We start from the raw sequence: 21,640 nt of genomic DNA, 5'->3' as shown, positions 1-21,640 counted from the left end.
GTTTCTGTTTTACGCGTGATCTTACCGAAGGCCGTCCTCGCCCTTGATCTCGTGTACCTGCAGGCCACCGACGCGAGCATGCACGCGCCCGCCGGTGCTCATGGCTAGAATGAACGCGATCTCGTCATTGCGCGGACCGTCGGGCGCGCCGAATTCGATGGCATCAAAATGACTGCGCACGTAGGCGGCATTGATGTGATGCAGAGGGATATCGATCCGCGCCCCGGGGCCGCCGACCTTCGTCGCGGACGGGACAATCGCCTTGGCATTGCCGAGAATTTCCCGCATCGAGTACCCACCGGGCACATGCCACAGGGCGCCATGCTCTAGCTCGCCGCCCGCCCCGATCAGTGCCCCTTTCCCATAGGCCTCGATCGCCTTAGGATCGCCGCCCAGCGCCGCGACAAGGCGTCTGGTCAGATCCAGCCCGAGCGGCTTCAGCGCCTCCATCATCGGCGTGATGTCCTGCACGTAGCCACCGGCATACGGATTCTTTACGAAAGCGCCGATGGCGCCCTTGCGGGGCGTTTTGGCCGGCCGCGGGCCGCCATCGTGGAAAATCTCCTCCGTAATGCAGACGATCTTCCGTACTTCAACCAGACTCATGCCCCTGCCCTCGCCGTTACCCGGTACCCTTTATCAAGCATAGTGCCACTGCCGACGAGCCGGATGCGATTCTGCAGCGAAAGGAATGCTGCATCGATCAGTCCCCGGCGGCGCAAATCTTCGGCGACTTGCGCCCCCGCTGACAAGGCTTCTTCGATGGCGAAAATCGGCAGTGCACCTACATTGACGGTGACCGGCAGGTTACCGAGATCGGTATCGTCGCGCAGCGAACTGGCCGGCGCGCGCTCAATGGACGGGTGATCGCAGGTCACCGCATTACCGATAATGGTGGCGGCTGCATCGGCCATCGCCGCATTTTCCGCCAGAACGGTCACGGCGTCGGCAATACCAAGAGAGAAGGAGCGGCCGCGCCATCCCGAAGTGGCCAGGCCGCGCGACGGCTGCTCCGCATCCAGGGTAGCAAAGGCTTCGAGATGCGGATGATCCGGGTTGCAGACGATGGCGCTGCGCAGGGTTTCTCCGGGCGCGATATGCAGTGCGATGTCGCCACCGTTATTCACATAGGCCTTGCGGAGATCGTTACCCGAGAGCATCGCGGCCAGCATCTCGTCGGCAACCGCCCCCGCCACTGCCGCCATCGGCGTGATATAGACATTGCGATACGGCCAGCAGGCTGCCGCCATGCGGCGCGCCACCGGTCCTCGGAACAGCGGGTGCGCCGCGCCGAGCGGCCTGCGCAATTCGTCCAGTTCGCCCACCAGCACGGCCAGGATGTCCTGAAAACGGCTGACCACCTGTTCATAGGCGCGGGCGACCGCTGCATCAGATCCGAAGGCGCCGATGATGAGATCGATTGGCCCATGTTGCAGATGCAGCCGGCGCGGCGCACCGGCGGAGGTCAACCATACAGCCTGCGGGCCGGTCACGAAGTCTCTCCCGCGGGCCGTGCGATCGGCCATGGGTTGTCATCGCGCCAGGACTGACGGCTCAGACGTTCACCCCGCAGCACCTCCTCAAGCTGGATGACATAATCCATATGACCGCCCAGCAATGCGTAATCCTCACGGCTCATAGTGAATTCGATCGGCGCCACGAGCGCCGGCGTGGGGACATATCCGAAGGAATTGTCCGGCATCCGGGTGACATCGACCATATAGGTGATGCCGCCGCCGGGCCACACATAGACCGGTGCGCCGCCCGACGTGACCCGTGTCAGGCGATCCTTCACTGACAGCGTGAGGCGCACGGGGTTCTCCGTCACCCCGGCACGCAGGGAACCGCCCGCCCCGGCCATGAACATCACCGTGCAGAGCGAGGGCTCGCAGTTCTCCGCTATGCGGTCGACGACGAGTCTGATCGGTGCCGGCATCTCGGCTGGTTGCGGCTTCAGCTGGTCGTCCAGCACATACCAGCCGCTATGCTCGCCGGTGGTCGAAACCATCAGCAGCCTCAATCCCGGCCAGGCAGTCTTCGGATCGATGCTCTCGATGATCTCCAGCGGGTCGGAAATATTGGTCCCGCCCCAGCCCAGTCCCGGCTCGGCCACCTGGAAGTAGCGACCCGGCGTCGACTTGCGCCCGCGCACACGGATGCCGGAAAGCGGCATGTCGAGGAAGCGTCCGGCCTGATGCTCGGTCAGCACGCCGGTGATATGGTCATCGACGACGATCACCTCATCGGCATGGCCGAGCCACTGCTTGGCGAAAATACCGATCGTGGCCGAGCCGCAGCCGACGCGCATCCGCTCTTCGGGAGTGCCGTTGACGATCGGCGCCTTGCCAGCCTGGACCACGACCTCGGCTCCGCCATCGATCTGCATGGTTACCGCGCCCTTGTTGCAGAGCGTCAGCATTGCGTCGCAGGTAACCGTGCCTTCCTTCTTGCTGCCACCCGTCAGGTGATGCACACCACCCAGCGACAGCATCTGCGAGCCGTATTCCGCCGTGGTGACATGGCCAATGGCCTCGCCGTTGACGCGGACCGCGGCCTGCTCCGGTCCGAGATGGCGGTCGGTGTCGATCTTCACCTTCACGCCGCAATAGCTGAAGATGCCCTCGGTTACGACCGTGACCATGTCGACACCGTCATGCACCGACGAGACGATGAAAGGCGCCGGCTTGTAATCGGGATAGGTCGTGCCGGCGCCGACTCCGGTAACGAAAGTCGCCGGCGGCGGCGCGGCGACATTGCCGTCCCACCCCTCGGCGCCGCTCAGGAACGGCACGACGCCGGCACCCTGCGCGGCACGTTCGGTCACCACCAGCGGGTCGACTCGGGTCAGCACGCCGTCGACATTGGCGTACCGGTCACAGGCGCCGGCCTTGCCCGGCCGGATGCGGCAGAGCACCGGGCAGGCATCGCAGCGGACGATCTCGTCCTTCGGAGTTCCGGTGGTCGCAATCGCCTGGCTCATGCGCGCCTCCCTATTCCGCCGCCAACGCCTGCCGCTTCAGCGCGGCATGCAGCCGGTGCGGCAATACCGGCACCTCCGTCACCCGCACGCCGGTCGCATGCCGGATCGCACCCAGGATCGCCGGCGCGGTCGGCACAAGGCCAGGCTCGCCGACACCCTTGGCGCCGTAAGGCCCCAGCGGCTCGGCATCCTCGATCAGGATGCACTCGATCTCCGGCACGTCACCGACGGTCGGAATCAGATAGTCATGCAGATTTTCGGTCCGGCCCGGCAGATACTCTTCCATCAGTGCAAGCCCGAGTCCCTGCGCAATGCCGCCCTCTATCTGCCCCTCCACCTGGGTCGGATTGATCGCCTTGCCGACATCGTGGGCGGCAACGATCTTCCTCACCTTCACGGTGCCGAGTTCGGTATCCACCTCGACCAGTGCAACCTGAGCAGCGAAGCCGTAGGTCGCGTAAGGCACGCCCTGGCCATCGGCATCCAGCATGGTGGTCGGCGGATCGAAACGGCCCTCGCCCACCAGCACATCGGCTTCATCGTTCAGGCGCGGCAGACCGGCAAGATCGATGCTGCGCACCGCGCCGCCATCCTCGATGGTCAGCATCGTTCCTTCCAGCCTCAGCACGGCATCGTCACCGGCGTTGGCCAGCCGCAGCATCTGCCGGCGCAGGTCGCGCGCCGCAAGCTCGGTCGCCTTGCCGGACACGAAGGTCTGCCGCGAGGCGGAAGTCTTGCCGGCATCGGTTGTGCGGTCGGTGTCGCCCATCACGTAGTCGATCAGCGACATCGGCAGGCCGAGGGCATCGGCGGCAATCTGGACGAAGATCGTATTCGAGCCCTGCCCGATATCGACGGCGCCGTTGTAGAACATGATCCGGCCATTCGCCCGCAACGCGATGCGCATCTCGGAGGGATTCGACATCGAGGTATTGCCGATGCCGTACCACATGCAGCCGATTCCGACGCCCCGCTTCAGGGTCCTGCTGCGGGCATTGAACAGTTCTACGTCCTCGTTCAGCAACTGCCAGTGTGGTTTCAGCGCATCGAGGCACTGGCCCAGCCCGGCAGAATGCTCCAGCTTCTGGTTTGTAGCGGTGAGATCCCCGGCGCGGAGGGCGTTGATGCGACGCATCTCCAGCCGATCGATCTTCAGCTTTTGCGCCAGATCATCCATCAGTGTCTCGTGGGCAATCGCTGCCTGCGGCACGCCAAAACCGCGGAAAGCGCCCGACGGCGGCGCATTGGTGAACAGCGCACGACCCCAGTTCTTCACATGCGGAACCGCATAAGGCCCGGTCGCGTGAACCGGCACGCGGTTCGCCACCGTCGGCCCCCAGCTGGCATAGGCGCCGGTATCGAAATCAGCCCAGGTTTCCACCGCCAGCAGCTTGCCGCTCCTGTCGGCAGCAAATTTGGCGGTGATGCGGGCGGGATGCCGCTTCGTGCTGGCGGCCATGCTTTCCGGCCGCGTGTAGACACAGGCCACCGGCTTGCCGAGAGTCCAGGCTGCCAGGGCGATCAGCGGCTGCACCGAGAGATCCAGCTTCCCGCCGAAACCGCCGCCGCAGGCGGTCGGTACGATGCGCACGCGATCGGGCGGAAGCTGCATGATGCCTGCCACCTCGTCGCGGTCCATGTATGGCGTCTGCGTGGTGGCGTGTATCTCGATCCGATCACCGACGCGCACAGCCCAGCCCGCTTCTGGCTCGATATAGGCATGTTCGACAAAGCTTGTCTGGAACAGGCCTTCGGTAATCACCGCGGCTTCGGAAAAACCTTTGGCGACATCACCTTTCTTCACGCCGCCTTCGATCAGCACGTTGCCGGGCTTGTCGGCCTGCACCAGTTTCGCGTCCGGCGCAGCGGCGGCGACGATACCGGCCACTGGTGCCTCGGGCGTATAGGTAATCGGCAGTTCTTCTGGGCATACGGCCTCAACCGCCTCGCGGGTGCCGCAAAGCGCCACCACTGCCTCGCCCCTATACCGGACGAGCCCATCAGCCAGAACCGGCTGATCCTTGATGTCCGGATAGATGCCATAGCCGTTGCGCGGCACATCGGCGGCCGTGAAGACGCGTACAAGGCCGTATTTCTGCACGATACCCGAGAAATCGCCCAGTTTGATGGTCGCCCTTGCCTGCGGCGAGCGGATGATGCGTACCCAGAGCGCGTCGGCGGGAATGTAGTCGGCACCGTATTTCTCCTGCCCGACCACTTTCGCCATGCCATCGACCCGGGTCGTGCGACTGCCGACCGCCATTCCGGTCTGCGGCGTTTCAGGCAGAGCATGGGTCTCTGCCGCATCCAGCACGGCAGCGACGATCTTGCGGTAGCCCGTGCAGCGACAGAGGACGCCGCCGATCGCATCCATGACTTCCTGTTCGTCGGGCTGGCTCTTCTCGGCCAGCAGGTCGGTCGCCGCCAGCAGCATGCCCGGCGTGCAGATCCCGCATTGTGCGGCACCATGCTTGAGAAAAGCCCGCTGCAGGCGCGACAGCGCCCCGTGCGCCGAGAGGCCTTCAACGGTCACCACCGGCTTTCCGGCGGCTTGCGCGACCGGGGTCAGACAGGCACAGACCTGTCGGCCCTCGAGCATCACGGTGCAGGCGCCGCAATCGCCGGCATTGCAGCCTACCTTCGTCCCGATCAGGCCGAGATCGTCACGCAGCACATCGCTCAGGCGTTTCAGCGGCGACCCGTGATAGGTATGCGGTTTCCCATTCACGATCAGCCGCATGGATCAGGCCCTCTGCTCGGCCAGACCGGCGAGGGCCCGGCGGATCAATGTCAGTGCTGCCTCGCGCCGGTAGGATGCATCGGCGCGGATATCGGTGATCGGCGAAAGAACCTGCAGATGCCGCCGTTCCGCCCTGCCGGCCAGCGCGTCGACCGGGCAGCCGACCAGTTCCGCTTCCAGTTCCGGCAGACGCTGCGCCACTTCCGAACAGGCGCCAACCGCGATGCGCGCCGACGAGACCACACCGCCATCCGTCTCCAGAACAACCGCGACCATGGCGATCGAGATCACCAGGTATTCGCGCGCGCCCAGCTTGAGAAACACGCTGTGGGCTGGCCTGGCCGGCTTCGGAACGATCACCGCCGTAACCAGCTCGCCTGGCTGCAGTGCGGTCCGGCGATTACCTGTGATGAAGTCCGATACCGGCAGCATTCGGCGACCATTCCTGCCACGGATTTCGACTTCGGCATTCATGGCCAGCAGCGGCGGAACACTGTCGGCCGCGGGTGACGCGTTGCAGAGATTGCCCGCAACGGTGCCGGCATTCTGGATCTGCCGGCCGCCGATTTCACGAGCCGCCTGCTTCAGGGCATCAAATAGCGGCGGGAGATCGGCAGCAATCACCCCGCTCCAGGTCGTGGTAGCGCCGATGCGCCAGCCGGTGGTGGTCTCGCTGATGCCGCGCAGATCGGGAATGGCAGTAATGTCGAGGATGTTGTCATCCAGTGCGCGTCCGACCCGGGCGGGATAGAAATCGGTGCCGCCAGCGAGCACTACGGGCGGTGGCACCATCGCCTCGCCCAGGTCGGCAAGCGCCTCATCGAGACTCGTCGGACGCAGGTACGACGCCATCGAAACCGGGCCTCCCCGTTGGCCTCTATGCTCCGGCACGCACCGGATGCATCGTTTGTACGCAAACAATGCTGCGTCGCCGCCTGAAAAGAGTCAACGTCAAAATATGGGCAGGGATTGCGCGGAATTGCGGCAGTGCAACAGAACGCTGCGGCCGGCAGAAATGATCAGGTCAGACGCTTGAGCAATGCCAGAAACTGGCGCTGCTCTTCCGGACTGAGCGGCTCCAGTGTCGCCTTGCTGACCTTCGGTCCGTTAGCCATCAGCTTGGCCACCAGCTCGCGTCCGGCCGGGGTGAGGCTGAGGCAGCGCCGCCTTTTGTCGTTCTTATCAGGGCGGTGGGAGATCAGCTTGCGACTGGTCAGTCGACGGATCACCCCCTGGATGGTGGCAGGGTCCATTGCGGTCAGGCGGCCTAGATGATTCTGCGACAGCTCGCCCATCTCATGCAGCTTCACCAGCGCGGCATATTGCGTCGTGGTCACCTGGGAGTCGCCGATCATGGCGAGAAAGAGCGCGGTATGACGCTGATGCGCCCGGCGGATCAGATGCCCGACCTGATCCTCGAGGACGTAGCCCTCGGGCACGGTAGCCGCGGCTTTGATGTCTGGCTTGACATTCATGGGCGGGAACCTCTGGTAGCCGCAAAACGCGCAGGCAAGCTTACCGTTTCACCCTCTGCGGGCCAAGCCGTTCCCTCCGGACAAGGACTAGAGGATTTTCGTGGTTGCTTCCTGCCCCCGGGAAACCAGCCTCAGTCCGCGCCGGTCGACCTCCAGCGTCGTGCAGGAGCAGTAGTCCGGATGCGTCAGGACAACGCGATCATCGTCCAGCGCCGCGCCGACCGCGGCGTTGATCACCATGAAATGCGTGAAAATCACCGCGTCGTAGCGCGCCGAACGCAGCATGCCGACCACGCCTTCCCGCCACGCCCTGATGATCGGCGGCTGGCCGGCAAATTTCTGCCCGGCGATCTGCTGCAGCCAGGGGCCGCGCGCCTTGATGCCCTTCTCGGCGATTTCCGGCGGTGTGGGAATTTCGCTGAAGGCCGCACTCACTTCCGGCTGGATACCCCAGCGGTTGGCGAGCGGCAGGGCGCTCTCGCGCGCGCGTTCCAGAGGAGAGGTCAGGATCTGCATGGGCCCGATGGTCTCCATGTCCAGGGCCAGATTGACCGCCGCCTCCTTGCCCTCATCCGACAGGCCGGGATCGGGATCCTCATCGAACCGCGCGGCTGCCTTGGCATGCCGGACGAGATACAGCCGCGCCATCACCCCTCCCTTACAGCAGGTTTACCCGCATATTCTCCCGCGTCACCATCGCTCCCGACCAGAGCTGACGCGCTTCGGCCTCCAGGGCCTCCATGAACAGGTCCTCATGATCGGGGTCATGATGGAAGATCGCAAGTCCCTTCGCGCCGGCCGCGCGGCAAAGGCGCACCCCTTCCTGCCAGGTGGAATGGCCCCAGCCGGCGCGGATCTCGAACTCCCGATCTGTATAGGTGCAGTCGTAGATGACCAGATCAGCGCCTTCGATCAGCCCGAGGATATTCTGGTCGGGATGGCCGGGGAGGTGCTCCGTGTCCGTGACGTAGCACAGTGCCTTGCCGCCATATTCGAACCGGTACCCCGTTGCCCCATCGGGATGGTTCAGCGGCACCGTGCGGACGCGGATGCGGGCATCAAGATTGAAGCTGTCGCCAGCGCGGAAATCGACATTCTCGATCCGGGCTCCCATCTTCTCCATCGGCACGGGAAAGAAAGGCTGCGCCATCTGCGAGGCCAGCACCCTGCCAATGCCGCCCCTTTCGGTCAGGTGACCGGCGTGGACAATGTAATGATGATCGCGCTTGAAGGCCGGCGAGAAGAACGGGAATCCGTTGATGTGATCCCAGTGTGTGTGGGACAGAAACAGATCGCCCTGTTTCACATTCCGCCGCAGCAGCCAATGCCCGAGGTTGCGGATTCCGGTGCCGGCATCGAGTATGATGACGCGACTGCCGATCTTCAGCTCCACGCAGGATGTATTCCCGCCGAAACCGATGTGGCGCGGGGAAGGTGTCGCGATACTGCCGCGGACGCCCCAGAACTTCACCTTGAAGCCCATGATCCTCCCCGCTGCCGGCGCTATGCGACCGGCAGGGCCTTTTCCGCCAGCCGCGCCCAGTAGCTGGCGCCGATCGGCAGGATGTCATCGTTGAAGTCGTAGCGCGGGTTGTGAACCATGCAGCTACCCTCGCCGGCGCCGTTGCCGATCCAGACATAGGAGCCCGGCTTCTCGCGCAGCATCCAGGCGAAATCCTCGGCGCCCATGCTGGGATTGAGATTGCGCAGCACATTGTCGCTGCCGACAACCTCGGCGGCTGCGGAGGCAGCCAGCTCGGTTTCATCGGCAGTGTTGATCGTCGGCGGATAGCGGCGCTGGTAATCCACCGTGGCGGTGGCGCCATGGGCGGCGGCAATACCGGTGGCGATCTGCTTCAGGCGGCTTTCGATCATGTCCTGCACCTCCGGCAGGAAGGCACGCGTGGTGCCGGCAATCATCACCTCCTCCGGGATGACGTTGGTGGTGTGACCACCCTGGATCTGACAGCAGCTGACTACCGCGGATTGCAGCGGATCGACGTTGCGGCCGACAATGTTCTGCAGCGCCAGCACGATCTCGGACGCGATCACCACCGGGTCGACGCCGCGATGCGGATAGGCGCCGTGAGCGCCGACGCCCTTGACCCGTATCCAGAACATGTCGGCCGAGGCCATCATGGGGCCGACCCGGACGGCGAATTTGCCGACATCGATGCCGGGCATGTTGTGCATGCCGAAGACCGTCTCGCAGGGGAACTTGGTGAACAGGCCCTCGTCCACCATCACCTTGCCGCCGGCCAGATTCTCCTCGGCCGGCTGGAAGATGAAATGGATGGTACCGTCGAAATTCTTCGTCTTGGCCAGGTACTGGGCCGCGCCGAGCAGCATGATGGTATGCCCGTCATGGCCGCAGCCATGCATCTTCCCCTCATGCCTGGACTTGTGGCTGAACTCATTCAGTTCAACGAGGTCGAGCGCATCCATGTCGGCGCGCAGGCCAATGGCGCGGTTGCCCTTGCCTGCCTTCAGGGTGCCCACCACCCCCGTCTTGGCAAGGCCGCGATGCACCGGGATGCCGAAGGATTCCAGGCTGCGGGCGACGAAATCGGCCGTGCGATGCTCTTCGAAGGCCGTCTCGGGATGCATGTGCAGATCCCGGCGCCATTCGGTCAGTTGGGCCTTATTGGCAACGATTTCGTCGATCAGCTTCATCTGATTCTCCGGATACGGAAAAAATTCGGGTTCGGGACGATAACCGATTGATTTTACTGTTTCTAGCGCCCGAGATTGGCATTGACTCACAGGAGCCGCTGTGATCTTGTCCGCCCCGGCGGACGCAGCGCATTTTGCGCAGCTTGGCCAGACAACGCGGAAATCCATGGATTTTGAAAGCTTAGGCTTGAGCGAGCCGGTCCTCAAGGCCGTCGCCGATGCCGGTTATACCACGCCAACCCCGATCCAGGCCCAGGCGATCCCCGTCGTGCTGATGGGCCGCGACGTGCTGGGCACGGCACAGACAGGCACCGGCAAGACAGCCGGCTTCACGCTTCCCCTCATCGACATCCTGGCCGGCGGCCGGGCCCGCGCCCGCATGCCGCGCGCCCTTATCCTGGAACCGACCCGCGAGCTGGCCGACCAGGTCGCCCAGAGCTTCGACAAATACGGCAAGTATTCCCCGCTCTCCATGGCGCTGCTGATCGGCGGCGTGAATTACGGCGAGCAGGAAAAGCTGCTGGACCGTGGCGTCGACGTGCTGATCGCCACCCCGGGCCGCCTGCTCGACCATTTCGAGCGCGGCAAGGTCATGCTGACCGGGGTGAAAATCTTCGTCATCGATGAGGCCGATCGCATGCTCGACATGGGCTTCATGCCCGATATCGAGCGCATCGCGAAGACGCTGCCGCCGCTGCGCCAGACGCTGTTCTTCTCGGCCACCATGGCGCCGGAAATGCGCCGGCTGGCCGACAAATTCCTCAGCAACCCGAAGGAAATCGAGGTTGCCCGGCAGGCCACCACGGCGGAGTCGATCACCCAGTTCCAGATCCATGTTCCGCATCGGCTGAAGCGCGAGGCTCTGCGCACACTGATCCGCAACGAGGATGTGAAAAACGCCATCATCTTCTGCAATCGCAAGCGCGATGTGGACATCCTGGCGAAATCGCTGATTCGCCACGGCTTCGATGCCGCGGCCCTGCATGGCGACATGGACCAGTCGGTGCGTACCGCCACGCTGGAGAAGTTTAAGAAGGGTGAAATCGGCATCCTGGTCGCTTCCGACGTTGCCGCCCGCGGCCTCGACGTCCAGGGTCTGACCCATGTATTCAATTTCGACGTGCCGACCCATCCGGAGGATTACGTCCACCGCATCGGCCGCACCGGCCGTGCCGGCATGAAGGGCCGCGCCTTCACGCTGGTTTCGGGCGAGGACGGTAAATACATCGCGGCGATCACCCGCCTGATCGCCCGCGACATCCCCGTCATGGAACTGCCCGGCTTCCATTCCGACGAGGTCGAATCGCCGCAGGCCGCCGAAGCCGAGGCCGAGCGCGGATCGCGCAGCCGACGTGGGCGCGGACGCGATCGTAGCCGGTCGAAAAGCAGCAGCCGTGGCAGCCAGAGCACGGAACGGTCCGCCGCCGAGGCGCAGCCGGCCGAAACGGCACGCCGCGAGGAAGCACCGGCCGTGCTGCACCCCGAAACTGCCAAGGGCGAGAGGGCCGAACGGCCCCGCCGGGAGCGGGACCGCAGCCGCGACCGCGACCGCCGCGAGGACCGCGAGCCCCCCGTCATCGGGATGGGCGACCATGTACCGGACTTCCTGCTGCGCCCGGTCCGCCGCGCCGCTTCTTCCTGATTTCGCTCCCGCCCGACCGAGTGCCCCGCCCTTTCGGTTTGGGGCGGGGTCGATTACAGTCCGGCAGGTACAGCCGGATCACCACGGAGCAGGCAATGCAGACGATCTTTGTGATGGTGAAATGCGAACTCGGCCGCGCCTATGATGTGGCCGTCCGCGCAGTCGAGGACATCGAGCAGGTCTCGGAAGTGCATTCCATCTCCGGCCAGTACGATCTCATGATGAAGTGCTTCCTGCCCGACGGGCAGGATATCGGCCACTTCGTCGTCAACCGCCTGCAGACCATCGCCGGGGTGAAGGACACCTTCACGCTGATCACCTTCAAGGCCTTCAGCTAACCGGGTACGCCGTCGCCCGGCCGACAGTCGGGCACCCCAGATTTAGGCCGTTTCCGGCCGCGCTCCCCTTCGCTTCCGGATTGCGCCCGCCACCGCCCTGCCGCAGCGCGGGCGTGGCGAAACACCACTTGATCACAATACAGGCGCACAGCGCTCTTTAAGCTGCATCCACGACGCGGTGCACCGGCCCACGCGTCCGGATCAGTGCAGGGTGGAGGCGCGGCATGACCATTGAACCCGATCGGACCGAGCTCGCCGAGTTCAGCGTGAGCGCCGAGGACATGGCCGCTTTCCGCCGCCTGAGCGGCGATACCAATCCGCTGCATGACGATGAAACCTTCGCCCGCGGCCGCGGCTTCGAGGGCCCGGTGGTCTACGGCGCATTGATCGTGGCGCAGATCTCGCAGCTGCTGGGCACTCGGTTACCCGGGCCAGGTTGCGTCTGGCGTTCGCTATCGCTGCGCTTCCGCGGCCCGCTCTATGTCGGCCAGCACGCACGCCTCGCCGCCACCATCGTCCATGCCAACGAGGATATCGGAACAGTGGACCTCAAGCTGCGCGTCGACGCCGGCGGGCGCTGCATTGCCGATGGCGAGACCGCGGCACTGCTGAAAGCCGAGCCGGCAGCCCGCCCGCCCGAGAGGGTCCATGCCTGACGCGCGCATGGCGAAATCCCTGATCGTCACGGGTGGTAGCAGCGGGATCGGCGCGGCGCTGTGTCGACTCGCCGCACGTCAGGGCTGGCACGTCTGGATTGGCTATGGTGAAGGATCGGATCGCGCGGCCCGGCTGGCGGACGAACTGAACTTCGAAGACCGCGCCGCCAGAGCCGTCGCTCTCCCGCTCCGCGAACCTGATCGCCTTCGCGAGGCCGTTGCGCGCATCGCCGAAAAGGACAGCAGCGTATCGGCGCTGGCCCTCTGCGGGGCCCCAGCCCCCGATGTCGCCTCCCTGCTCAAACTCACGCCCGAACACTTCCGCAATCAGCATGAAGCTGCGGTAGTCGGCAACTACGTGCTGCTGACAGAAGTCTGGCGGCGCTGCTTCCGGCCGCGCGGTGGCGGCCAGGTGGTCGCCGTGCTGTCTGCCGCCCAGGGACCGCCAACCACGCCGCATATGGCCAGCTATGTCGCTGCCAAATGCGGTCTTGAGGGCCTGCTGAACGCAGCAGCCGCGGAGCTGGGCCGCGCCGGCTTGCGCATTGCGATCACCCGGCCCGGTTATGTCGAGACGCCGATGCTGAACGCCTTCGAGCGACTGCTGCTCGAACGCGCCCGAGCCAGTGCGGCCGGACAGGCGTTCCTGAAACCCGAGGCTGTTGCGGCGGCGCTGCTGCATGGCCTGAACAACCCGTCGGCGACTCAGGAGATTGTTGAACTATCCCTTGACGATGGCGCCACTCTGGAAAGGGCTTCCTGATCATGCTGGCACTGCATTGGCTGCCGCCTGCCGGTGATTTCGATACCGCATTGGCCGAACTGCGCCGTGACGAACCGGCAGCCGACATGCTGTTCGACTCACTTACTGGCCTCGCGAACCGGCAGATCGACTTCATGCAGACAAGGCGCCTGGACCGTTACCTGACGGAGGTTATGCCGAAACTGCCGGCGCGCGCACCGCGGCTGCGGCTGGCGCTGCTGGGCAGCAGCACGCTGGATCATCTGGTGCCGGGCATCCGCGTCGGCGCACTGCGGCGCGGCCTGCTGCTGGAGGTCGAGGTGGCGCCCTACGGACAGTGGCGTCAGCAGATCCTTGACCCCGGCTCGGCGCTCTATGCCTTCAAGCCCGAAGCGGTGCTGCTGGCGCTGGACCATGCCAGCCTGCTGCCGGAACTGCCGCTGGAAACGCCGGCTGCCGATGCCGACGCCGCCGTGAATGCCGCGCTGGAGGAACTGAGCAGCCTCTGGCAGATGCTGCGCGATCGTGCCCGCACGACCATCATCCAGCAGACCCTGTGGTCGGACGAGCCGCCTCTGTTCGGCCATTTCGAGCGGCAGGTGGCTGCCTCGCCCACGGCGCTTGCGACAAGATTCGATTCCAGGCTTGCTGACCGTGCGTCCGAGCACCGTGTCCTGCTGCTCGACCTGCGCGGTGCCGCTTCCGGCGTCGGCATGCAGCACCTCAGTGACCCCAAGCTGTGGCATCACGCCAAGCAGGCAATCTCGCCGGCCGCAGCACCCTGGCTTGGCGATCAGGTTGGCCGCATCCTGGCCGCCATCCGCGGCCTGTCGAAAAAGGTCGCCGTGCTGGATCTCGACAACACGCTTTGGGGCGGCGTCATCGGAGATGACGGCCTGGACGGTATCGTGCTGGGCCAGGGCAGCGGCAATGGCGAAGCCTTTCTGTCCTTTCAGCGCTATCTGAAACGTCTCACCGGGCGCGGCATACTGCTTGCCGTCTCCTCCAAAAACGACCGGGCAATCGCCGAGGCGGCCTTCGACCAGCATCCGGAAATGATCCTGCGGCGCGGCGATTTCGCCGCCTTCGAGGCGAACTGGAACGACAAGCCGTCCGCTGTGCGGCGCATCGCCAGGGATCTCGATCTCGGCCTTGATTCCCTGGTCTTCATTGACGACAACCCGGCCGAGCGGGATCTGATGCGGCGGACTCTCCCGATGGTCGCTGTGCCGGAACTGCCGGAAGCGCCGGAACTCTATGCACGCTGCATCGCCGATGCTGGCTATTTCGAGGCCGTGTCATTCACTACCGATGACACTCAGCGCAACGAGCAGTATGTCGCCAACCGTGAACGTCGGCAGCTCCAGGCCTCGGCCACCGACATGGAGAGCTTTCTGCGCGACCTGCAGATGACGCTGACGGTCAGCCGATTCCAGCCGGCCGACCTCGCACGCGTGACGCAGCTCATCAACAAGACCAACCAGTTCAACCTCACCACCCGGCGCTACACCGAGGCCGAGGTACGGGCCATGATGGAAGACCCCCACATACTCACCTATGCCGGCCGGCTGGTCGACCGCTTCGGCGATAACGGCCTGACCAGCATCGTGATCGGCCGCATCGTGCCGGACGATTCCGCAAAGGCGATCGAGCTTGATACCTGGCTGATGAGCTGCCGCGTACTGGGGCGCAGGGTCGAGCATGCCATGCTGTCCGTCGTGGCGCAGGATGCCAGTACCCTGGGTGTTTCAAGATTGATCGGCCGCTACCGCCCGACACTGAAGAACGGGCTGGTGAAAGAACATTACCCGAGCCTCGGTTTCGCCCCGGTGGAAACCGACGGAGAGGCGGAGAACGGCGAGACGACCTGGATGCTGCCGCTCGGCAGCAATCACCTGCCGCCCGTGGACCACATGACAATCGTCTACAGGAGAGACTGAGATATGAACGAGGCCGCCATTTACGCCACCCTTAATGAGATTTTCCGCGACGTCTTCGATGACCCCTCCATCGAGGTGTCGCCTGAAATGTCGGCCAGGGATGTGCCGGAATGGGACTCCTTCAATCACATCAACATCATCGTTGCCGCCGAGATGCGGTTCGGCATCAAGTTCCGGGCCGCCGAGATCGATGCGCTACGCAATGTCGGGGATTTCGTGGCGCTGATCGACCGCAAGCGTCAGGCCGCATAGTCGGGCAATCATCGCCATGATTTTCAGTGCCCCGGAGTTCATTTTCCTGTTCCTGCCGATCGCATTCATCGGCTTCTTCCTGTTTGGCGCGATCCGGCCCTTCTGGGCGGTGCTCTGGCTGCTGGGCGCCTCGCTGGTCTTCTATGGCTCCTGGCGGGTCGATTTCGTGCCCCTGCTGCTCGGCTCGATGCTGTTCAACTTCTACCTGGCCAGGCTGATCACACGCACATCGAGCCTGCCGCTGCTCGTCTTCGGAATCATCACCAATCTTGGCGCGCTGATCTGGTTCAAGTATGCCGGCTTCCTGGCGGAAGCCATCAATCTGCTGACCGGACTGGGCGTTCCGGTGCCGCAGGTCGTGCTGCCGCTGGCGATCTCCTTCTTCACCTTCCAGCAGATTGCCTATCTGGTTGACGTCCATGCCGGCGGACGACGCGAGGAAAGCGTCTTCCGCTACATGCTGTTCGTGACCTTCTTTCCCCATCTGATCGCCGGACCAATCGTCCATCACAAGGAGATCCTCGACCAGTTCCGGCTTCCCGAAACCTATCATCCCCATGCGCGCAACCTCCTGCTCGGCATCACGGCGTTCACCATCGGCCTGTTCAAGAAAGTGGTGATCGCAGATCCGCTCGGCGGAGTTGCCACCATGGCTTACGCACCGGCCGCGGACGGCATTGCGCCGGCCTTCGTCGATTCCTGGCTTGGCGCGATCGCTTTTTCCCTGCAGCTCTATTTCGACTTCTCGGGCTATTCCGACATGGCGATCGGCATCGCGCTGCTGTTCGGCATCCGCCTGCCGATCAACTTCGTCTCGCCCTACAAGGCAGCCAGCATCATCGATTTCTGGGCGCGCTGGCACCTGACCCTGACGCGCTTTCTCACCTCCTATGTCTATAACCCGCTGGTCATGGCGATCACCCGCCGGCGCATCGCCGCGGGCAAGCCACTGCTGAAACGCTCCGCACCGGCACTCGGTCCTTTCATTGCCCTGCTCGCCTTTCCGACACTCTTCACAATGTTCCTCGCCGGCATCTGGCATGGTGCCGGCTGGCAGTTCCTGGTCTTCGGGCTCTTTCACGGCGTGCTGCTGGTGATCAACCATGCCTGGCGCGCGCTCCGCCAGTACTGGCGCATCGAGATGAACCTCGGCGCAGCCGGCCATGCCTTCTGCGTTCTGCTGACCTTCCTGCTCGTTACGGTATCCTTTGTCTTCTTCAAGTCCGCCAGCATGGACCAGGCGATGACCGTCCTGCGCGGCATGGCCGGTCTGGGCGGGGACATCCCGGTCATGTCGCGGCTCGGCGGCGCCGACGCCACCGAGATGGGCGTCATCGAGATGTTCGTCTGGCGACTGAGTTCGACGCAGGGGGCGCTGATCATGCTCGGACTTGCCATTGCCTGGCTTCTGCCGAACACCGCCCGCTACATGGAGATGATGGCCGGTGCGCTCGACTCCCAGACCGAAAGGCCGCCACGGCCGACCCCGGCTCAGCCCCTGATCTTCCGGCTGCAGCCGCTGACGGCATTGCAGCCGCGCGCGGGCTTCCTGGAAGGCGGTTTCCTCGGCGCCCTGCTCGCCCTGGCGCTGCTCCGGGTAATGTCCGTCGCGCCGTCGGAGTTTCTGTACTTTACGTTCTGACGAGCGTCAGCGGCGCGCGCCGGCGGTGCGGGACGGCGACACGCCTGCGCCGGCAGCCGGCGAAACGGTCATGTCGACCTTCGAGCCGTAAATCGTGCTACGCGAGATCAGGATGGAGGCAACCCGGTCGCCGCCACCCGAGAGATAGGTCAACTGGCTGGTCTCGGCACGCACAACGGCCACTTCGGCCCAACCATGGTTGATCATCTCGCGCCGGACGAAATCGAACATCGCATCCGCGGACGAGTTCACGCTGTAGGAGAGCCGGCCGATCCAGCGGTCGCCCTCGCCCAGGATGATCGTACGGTTGGTGTCGAGCGAATAGCCTTCGGGCAGTGCGACGCCGGAAATCTGCGGCGGCGGACCGCCGCGGCTGTCGTTGTCGGTGGTGGCACCGCCCCCCGGCGAAAGGTTCATGCTCTGACAACCGGCAAGCAAAATGCCGGTCAGCACGAAAACAACCTTCCCCCAATGACGGGTGGCAACCCTAACGCTCACGCCTCTTCCCCCGCGAATCGCTCAAGGGTTATTTACCATATCCAGCGCGCCAAGTCGCCTTTACCTTGTCCGCACCCTGAACTATTTTATACTTAAAATAATTTCCGGCAGAGGAGCCCGGCGGTCGTGCCCATCACGGAACTGACCTCCACCCACCCGACGCAGCCGCTGTCGCTTGCCGGTCGGCATGTGCTGGTCACCGGCGCGAGCCGCGGCATCGGCTGGGCCACAGCACGGGCCTGCGCCTCCGCCGGCGCCACCCTCACCCTTTCGGCCCGCGATGCGGAACGGCTGAACCGGCGACGCGATGAACTCATCGCGAGCCGCAATGCCTCCTGCGCCGCCGTAGCCGCCGATCTCACCGTCCCGAATGCAGCCGAGCGGATGGTGGCCGACGCTGTCGCCATCAACGGCCCGATCGACATCCTGGTCAACAACGCCGGCTTCGGCGCCAGCCAGCCCTTCGCGAAGATGACGGCCGAGCACTGGGACGAGATGATCGGCGTAAATCTCTCAGGCGTCTTCCATGTCACCCGCGCCGCCATTGCCGGCATGCTGGAACGGAAAGACGGCCGCATCATCAATGTCGCCTCCACGGCGGGCGTAACCGGTTATGCCTATGTCGCCGCCTACTGCGCTGCCAAGCATGGCGTGGTCGGCCTCACCCGTGCACTGGCGAAGGAATATGCCCGCAGCGGTATCACGGTGAATGCCGTCTGCCCCGGCTATGTCGATACCGACATGACCGCGACGACCATCGACACGATCGTGCGGAAAACAGGCCGCAGCGCTGAGGAGGCGCGGGCGGAGCTCGCCAAGATCAATCCGCAGGGCCGGCTGATCCGGCCCGAGGAGATCGCCGATGCGGTGCTCTGGCTGGCCGGGCCGGGCGCCGCTTCGGTCACCGGCCAGTGCATCGTGATTGCCGGCGGAGAGGTAATGCCGTGAGTGAAGTCCGTCAGAACCCGGCCGCGAACGACCGCGAGACGGCAACCCATCGCGACGACAAACTGGAACTGCGGCTTTGGCTGCGGTTGCTGACCTGCTCGAGCCTGATCGAACGCAACGTGCGCACCGCTCTGCGCGCACGTTTCGGTACCACCCTGCCCCGCTTCGATCTGCTGGCGCAGCTGGACCGGGCACCGGACGGACTCACCATGAGTGAGCTGTCGGCACGCATGATGGTCTCCAACGGCAACATCACCGGGTTGGCTGACCGGCTGATCGAGGAGGGCCTGGTGAAGCGCACGCCATCAGCGCGCGACCGGCGCAGCGCCCACCTCAGTCTGACGCCATCCGGCAAGCGCGCCTTCGACGAAATGACGCCCGAGCATGAAGCCTGGATCGACACGATGATGGCCGGCCTGAGCCGCCAGGAAATGCAGCAGCTGTTCGGGTTGCTCGGAAAGTTGAAGACATCAGTGCTGCAGAATGCCGGCAGCCATGAAGGAGAGGATTCGTGAAACAGGCGCGGGATTTCAAACCGAGACATTTCGGCTGGTCTGTCGAGGACAAGGTCGCGACGGTCACGCTGAACCGGCCGGACCGTAAGAACCCGCTCACTTTCGAGTCCTATGCCGATCTGCGCGACACCTTCCGCGCGCTGAACTACGTGACGGACGTGAAAACAGTGGTCATCAACGGCGCAGGAGGCAATTTCTGCTCCGGCGGTGATGTTCACGAGATCATCGGCCCCTTGGTGAAGATGAAGGAGTCCGGCGATATGGCCGGTCTGCTCGCCTTCACCCGCATGACCGGCGATCTGGTGAAGGCGATGCGCCACTGCCCCCAACCCATCATCGCCGCCGTGGACGGCGTCTGCGCGGGTGCCGGCGCAATCCTTGCCATGGCCTCCGACCTGCGCATCGCCACCCTGCAGGCGAAGACCGCTTTCCTCTTCGTGCGCGTCGGGCTTGCCGGCGCCGATATGGGGGCCTGCAACATCCTGCCGCGCATCATCGGCGCCGGCCGTGCCGCCGAACTGCTCTACACCGGCCGCACGATGACGGCCGAGGAAGGCGAGCGCTGGGGCTTCTACAACCGCCTCGTCGCGCCGGACCGGCTGCTGGCCGAGGCACAGGCGCTGGCGAAGGAACTGGCTGACGGGCCGAGCTTCGCTCATGGCATCACCAAGACCTGCCTGCACCAGGAATGGTCGATGGATCTCGACGCCGCCATCGAGGCTGAGGCGCAAGCGCAAGCCATCTGCATGCAGACCGAGGATTTCGCCCGCGCCTACCGCGCCTTCGCGGCGAAGCAGAAGCCGGTCTTCGAGGGCAACTGAGATGGCAGACAAAAGCTATCTCGGCTGGCCATTCTTCGAGGAGCGTCACCGCGTACTGGCGGCAAGGCTGGAAGACTGGGCGCGGAAACATGCCGCGCATCACGATGAAGGCGCCGATATCGATGCGGTCTGCCGCAACTTCGTGCGGCAGATGGGCCAGGATGGCCTGCTGCGCCTGACCGTGCCGAAGGATGGCGGCGGCGAATATGACAAACTGGACGTGCGCAGCCTGGCGCTGGTGCGCGAAATTCTTGCCTATCATCATGGGCTGGCCGATTTCGCCTTTGTCATGCAGGGACTGGGTTCGGGCCCGATCAGCCTGTTCGGCACGCCGGAGCAGAAGCAGCGCTGGCTGCCCGGCGTGGCCCGTGGCGAGAAGATCGCGGCACTCGCCATGTCCGAACCCGACGCCGGTTCCGACGTCGCCAATGTCAGCACCGTTGCCGTCCCCGACGGGCAGGGTTACTGCCTCAACGGGGTGAAGACCTGGATTTCCAATGGCGGCATCGCCGACCAGTATACAGTGGTCGCCCGCCTCGGCGACGCGCCCGGCGCGAAAGGCCTAGCCATCTTCGTGGTCGAAGCCGGCACGCCGGGCTTCAGCGTGCCGGAACGCATCGACGTGATCGCGCCGCATCCGCTCGGCCGGCTCGAGTTCAAGGACTGCGTGATCCCCGCCGGCAATCTGATCGGCAAACCCGGCGAAGGCTTCAAGATTGCCATGAGCAATCTCGACGTCTTCCGCTCCACCGTGGGTGCCGCCGCACTGGGTTTCGCCCGCCGCGCGCTGGATGAGGCGCTGAAGCGCGTGCATGAGCGCAAGGTGTTCAACCAGCAGCTCGCCGATTACCAGCTCACCCAGGCCAAGATTGCCGACATGGCGACTGAGATCGATGCTTCGGCCCTGCTGATCTATCGCGCCGCCTGGACCAAGGACATGGGGGCGGCCCGCGTCACCCGCGAAGCCTCGATGGCGAAGATGTATGCTACCGAAGCGGCCCAGCGTGTCATCGATGCCGCCGTGCAGCTCTGGGGCGGCCTCGGCGTCACCCGCGGCAACATGGTGGAAAGCCTCTACCGCGAAGTCCGCGCGCTGCGTATCTACGAGGGCACCACAGAGATAAACAAGCTGGTGATTGCCGGCCAGACCTATGCCGCTTTCGCCGCGGAGGGCACAGCCGGATGAAACTGCTCGAGCCGCTGGACATCAATGGCATGGTGCTGCCGAACCGGGTGGCAGTCCCGGCCATGGTGACGCGGCTCTCGGGTGAGGACGGCTTCGTCAACCAGCCGATCATTGATCGCTATGTCCGCTACGCGCAGGGTCATGTCGGCCTGATCGTGGTGGAAGCGACGGCGATCCATACCAGCAAATCCGGCCCGCTGCTCCGCCTGTCGGCAGACGAGTTCATCCCCGGTCATCGCGATCTGGTGCGGCAGGTGCATGACGCTTCCGACTCCAGGATCGTGCCGCAGATCATCCACTTCCTGAAGGTCGCGCGCTCGGGCTGGCGTCAGACCATTGACAGCCTGACCACGGAGGATATTGACCGCATCGTCGAACAGTTCGGGGAAGCGGCAGCCCGGGCCCGTGAAGCGGGCTACGACGGAGTCGAGCTGCATTCGGCCCACGCCTATACGCTGTCTTCCTTCCTGTCGCGTCGCAATCCGCGCCGCGACGAATATGACGGCCGCACACTGGAAGGCCGGCTGGCGATGTTCGGCCGCGTCATGCAGAGCGTGCGCCGCCATGTCGGCAATGACTGGCCCGTCGGTGT

At 64.5% G+C, this 21,640-nt stretch carries 21 protein-coding genes and 1 pseudogene; 12 read left to right on the top strand and 10 right to left on the bottom strand.

Going from position 1 to position 21,640, the window contains the following annotated elements; all coding sequences use genetic code 11:
- Positions 1-21: 21 nt before the first annotated feature.
- The 9 genes from VKZ87_RS00455 to VKZ87_RS00415 form a co-directional block, all read right to left on the bottom strand.
- The gene (locus tag VKZ87_RS00455) at positions 22-606 is read right to left on the bottom strand and encodes an amino acid synthesis family protein (RefSeq protein ID WP_324219265.1); all 585 of its coding nucleotides are present in this window, start codon (positions 604-606) and stop codon (positions 22-24) included.
- Positions 603-1,493 (bottom strand): UPF0280 family protein, encoded by an 891-nt coding sequence (locus VKZ87_RS00450; protein WP_324219264.1) that lies wholly within the window; start codon positions 1,491-1,493, stop codon positions 603-605. The genes VKZ87_RS00455 and VKZ87_RS00450 overlap by 4 nt, the downstream gene beginning before the upstream one ends.
- Positions 1,490-2,980, bottom strand: a complete 1,491-nt coding sequence (locus tag VKZ87_RS00445) for a 6-hydroxynicotinate reductase (protein WP_324219263.1) — start codon at positions 2,978-2,980, stop codon at positions 1,490-1,492. Before VKZ87_RS00445 ends, VKZ87_RS00450 begins: the two co-directional genes overlap by 4 nt.
- 10 nt (positions 2,981-2,990) lie before the next feature.
- Positions 2,991-5,720, bottom strand: coding sequence for a molybdopterin-dependent oxidoreductase (locus VKZ87_RS00440; protein ID WP_324219262.1), 2,730 nt, complete (start codon positions 5,718-5,720; stop codon positions 2,991-2,993).
- Positions 5,721-5,723: 3 nt separating this feature from the next.
- Positions 5,724-6,572, bottom strand: a complete 849-nt coding sequence (locus tag VKZ87_RS00435; RefSeq protein ID WP_324219261.1) for a xanthine dehydrogenase family protein subunit M — start codon at positions 6,570-6,572, stop codon at positions 5,724-5,726.
- 167 nt (positions 6,573-6,739) lie between these two features.
- Positions 6,740-7,195 carry a MarR family winged helix-turn-helix transcriptional regulator gene (locus tag VKZ87_RS00430; RefSeq protein ID WP_324219260.1) on the bottom strand — a complete coding sequence of 152 codons (456 nt, stop codon included), beginning with the start codon at positions 7,193-7,195 and terminating at the stop codon, positions 6,740-6,742.
- A gap of 87 nt (positions 7,196-7,282) precedes the next feature.
- Positions 7,283-7,843, bottom strand: a complete 561-nt coding sequence (locus VKZ87_RS00425) for a histidine phosphatase family protein (RefSeq protein ID WP_324219259.1) — start codon at positions 7,841-7,843, stop codon at positions 7,283-7,285.
- Between the two features lie 10 nt (positions 7,844-7,853).
- Positions 7,854-8,678 carry an MBL fold metallo-hydrolase gene (locus tag VKZ87_RS00420; protein WP_324219258.1) on the bottom strand — a complete coding sequence of 275 codons (825 nt, stop codon included), beginning with the start codon at positions 8,676-8,678 and terminating at the stop codon, positions 7,854-7,856.
- A gap of 20 nt (positions 8,679-8,698) precedes the next feature.
- Complete coding sequence (locus VKZ87_RS00415) at positions 8,699-9,868, bottom strand: M20 aminoacylase family protein (RefSeq protein ID WP_324219257.1); 1,170 nt, start codon at positions 9,866-9,868, stop codon at positions 8,699-8,701.
- Between the two features lie 187 nt (positions 9,869-10,055).
- Between VKZ87_RS00415 and VKZ87_RS00410 the strand changes: the two genes are divergently transcribed.
- The 7 genes from VKZ87_RS00410 to VKZ87_RS00380 all read left to right on the top strand — a co-directional run bounded on the left by VKZ87_RS00410 (position 10,056) and on the right by VKZ87_RS00380 (position 17,080).
- The gene (locus tag VKZ87_RS00410) at positions 10,056-11,510 is read left to right on the top strand and encodes a DEAD/DEAH box helicase (RefSeq protein WP_414655607.1); all 1,455 of its coding nucleotides are present in this window, start codon (positions 10,056-10,058) and stop codon (positions 11,508-11,510) included.
- A 95-nt stretch (positions 11,511-11,605) separates the two neighbouring features.
- Positions 11,606-11,848, top strand: a complete 243-nt coding sequence (locus VKZ87_RS00405; protein ID WP_324219255.1) for an Lrp/AsnC ligand binding domain-containing protein — start codon at positions 11,606-11,608, stop codon at positions 11,846-11,848.
- Positions 11,849-12,072: 224 nt separating this feature from the next.
- The gene (locus VKZ87_RS00400) at positions 12,073-12,504 is read left to right on the top strand and encodes a MaoC/PaaZ C-terminal domain-containing protein (protein WP_324219254.1); all 432 of its coding nucleotides are present in this window, start codon (positions 12,073-12,075) and stop codon (positions 12,502-12,504) included.
- The gene (locus VKZ87_RS00395; protein ID WP_324219253.1) at positions 12,497-13,267 is read left to right on the top strand and encodes an SDR family oxidoreductase; all 771 of its coding nucleotides are present in this window, start codon (positions 12,497-12,499) and stop codon (positions 13,265-13,267) included. Before VKZ87_RS00400 ends, VKZ87_RS00395 begins: the two co-directional genes overlap by 8 nt.
- 2 nt (positions 13,268-13,269) lie before the next feature.
- Positions 13,270-15,186 carry an HAD-IIIC family phosphatase gene (locus VKZ87_RS00390; RefSeq protein ID WP_324219252.1) on the top strand — a complete coding sequence of 639 codons (1,917 nt, stop codon included), beginning with the start codon at positions 13,270-13,272 and terminating at the stop codon, positions 15,184-15,186.
- A 3-nt stretch (positions 15,187-15,189) separates the two neighbouring features.
- Positions 15,190-15,438, top strand: coding sequence for an acyl carrier protein (locus VKZ87_RS00385; RefSeq protein ID WP_324219251.1), 249 nt, complete (start codon positions 15,190-15,192; stop codon positions 15,436-15,438).
- Positions 15,439-15,454: 16 nt separating this feature from the next.
- On the top strand, positions 15,455-17,080 hold the full coding sequence (locus tag VKZ87_RS00380) for an MBOAT family O-acyltransferase (RefSeq protein ID WP_324219250.1): 1,626 nt from the start codon (positions 15,455-15,457) through the stop codon (positions 17,078-17,080).
- Between the two features lie 6 nt (positions 17,081-17,086).
- Here the strand turns inward: VKZ87_RS00380 and VKZ87_RS00375 are convergent, their stop codons facing one another.
- Positions 17,087-17,497, bottom strand: a complete 411-nt coding sequence (locus VKZ87_RS00375; protein WP_324219249.1) for a hypothetical protein — start codon at positions 17,495-17,497, stop codon at positions 17,087-17,089.
- A 207-nt stretch (positions 17,498-17,704) separates the two neighbouring features.
- On the opposite strand from VKZ87_RS00375, the gene VKZ87_RS00370 reads away from it, so the two are divergent.
- From VKZ87_RS00370 to VKZ87_RS00350, 5 genes and pseudogenes are all read left to right on the top strand, one after another.
- Positions 17,705-18,526: an SDR family NAD(P)-dependent oxidoreductase gene (locus tag VKZ87_RS00370; RefSeq protein WP_324219248.1), complete on the top strand. Its 822-nt coding sequence runs from the start codon at positions 17,705-17,707 to the stop codon at positions 18,524-18,526.
- Positions 18,523-19,041, top strand: a complete 519-nt coding sequence (locus tag VKZ87_RS00365; protein WP_324219247.1) for a MarR family transcriptional regulator — start codon at positions 18,523-18,525, stop codon at positions 19,039-19,041. Before VKZ87_RS00370 ends, VKZ87_RS00365 begins: the two co-directional genes overlap by 4 nt.
- Complete coding sequence (locus tag VKZ87_RS00360) at positions 19,038-19,862, top strand: enoyl-CoA hydratase family protein (protein WP_324219246.1); 825 nt, start codon at positions 19,038-19,040, stop codon at positions 19,860-19,862. The genes VKZ87_RS00365 and VKZ87_RS00360 overlap by 4 nt, the downstream gene beginning before the upstream one ends.
- Position 19,863: 1 nt before the next feature.
- Positions 19,864-21,048, top strand: coding sequence for an acyl-CoA dehydrogenase family protein (locus VKZ87_RS00355; RefSeq protein ID WP_324219245.1), 1,185 nt, complete (start codon positions 19,864-19,866; stop codon positions 21,046-21,048).
- A pseudogene (locus tag VKZ87_RS00350) lies at positions 21,045-21,640 on the top strand (NADH:flavin oxidoreductase); the annotation flags it as partial. The gene VKZ87_RS00355 and the pseudogene VKZ87_RS00350, both read left to right, overlap by 4 nt.

The organism is Ferrovibrio sp., from assembly GCF_035304305.1.
Classification (GTDB): domain Bacteria; phylum Pseudomonadota; class Alphaproteobacteria; order Ferrovibrionales; family Ferrovibrionaceae; genus Ferrovibrio.
This window is presented reverse-complemented; position numbering and strand designations above follow the sequence as displayed.

What these genes read in the sequence shown, in the direction of transcription:
- VKZ87_RS00385 (WP_324219251.1), top strand. Translation starts at nt 15,190, where the DNA reads ATGAACGAGGCCGCCATTTACGCCACCCTTAATGAGATTTTCCGCGAC.
- VKZ87_RS00400 (WP_324219254.1), top strand. Translation starts at nt 12,073, where the DNA reads ATGACCATTGAACCCGATCGGACCGAGCTCGCCGAGTTCAGCGTGAGC.
- VKZ87_RS00355 (WP_324219245.1), top strand. Translation starts at nt 19,864, where the DNA reads ATGGCAGACAAAAGCTATCTCGGCTGGCCATTCTTCGAGGAGCGTCAC.
- VKZ87_RS00455 (WP_324219265.1), bottom strand. Translation starts at nt 606, where the DNA reads ATGAGTCTGGTTGAAGTACGGAAGATCGTCTGCATTACGGAGGAGATT.
- VKZ87_RS00415 (WP_324219257.1), bottom strand. Translation starts at nt 9,868, where the DNA reads ATGAAGCTGATCGACGAAATCGTTGCCAATAAGGCCCAACTGACCGAA.
- VKZ87_RS00445 (WP_324219263.1), bottom strand. Translation starts at nt 2,980, where the DNA reads ATGAGCCAGGCGATTGCGACCACCGGAACTCCGAAGGACGAGATCGTC.
- VKZ87_RS00440 (WP_324219262.1), bottom strand. Translation starts at nt 5,720, where the DNA reads ATGCGGCTGATCGTGAATGGGAAACCGCATACCTATCACGGGTCGCCG.
- VKZ87_RS00435 (WP_324219261.1), bottom strand. Translation starts at nt 6,572, where the DNA reads ATGGCGTCGTACCTGCGTCCGACGAGTCTCGATGAGGCGCTTGCCGAC.
- VKZ87_RS00420 (WP_324219258.1), bottom strand. Translation starts at nt 8,678, where the DNA reads ATGGGCTTCAAGGTGAAGTTCTGGGGCGTCCGCGGCAGTATCGCGACA.
- VKZ87_RS00390 (WP_324219252.1), top strand. Translation starts at nt 13,270, where the DNA reads ATGCTGGCACTGCATTGGCTGCCGCCTGCCGGTGATTTCGATACCGCA.
- VKZ87_RS00425 (WP_324219259.1), bottom strand. Translation starts at nt 7,843, where the DNA reads ATGGCGCGGCTGTATCTCGTCCGGCATGCCAAGGCAGCCGCGCGGTTC.
- VKZ87_RS00395 (WP_324219253.1), top strand. Translation starts at nt 12,497, where the DNA reads ATGCCTGACGCGCGCATGGCGAAATCCCTGATCGTCACGGGTGGTAGC.
- VKZ87_RS00380 (WP_324219250.1), top strand. Translation starts at nt 15,455, where the DNA reads ATGATTTTCAGTGCCCCGGAGTTCATTTTCCTGTTCCTGCCGATCGCA.
- VKZ87_RS00430 (WP_324219260.1), bottom strand. Translation starts at nt 7,195, where the DNA reads ATGAATGTCAAGCCAGACATCAAAGCCGCGGCTACCGTGCCCGAGGGC.
- VKZ87_RS00405 (WP_324219255.1), top strand. Translation starts at nt 11,606, where the DNA reads ATGCAGACGATCTTTGTGATGGTGAAATGCGAACTCGGCCGCGCCTAT.
- VKZ87_RS00375 (WP_324219249.1), bottom strand. Translation starts at nt 17,497, where the DNA reads ATGAACCTTTCGCCGGGGGGCGGTGCCACCACCGACAACGACAGCCGC.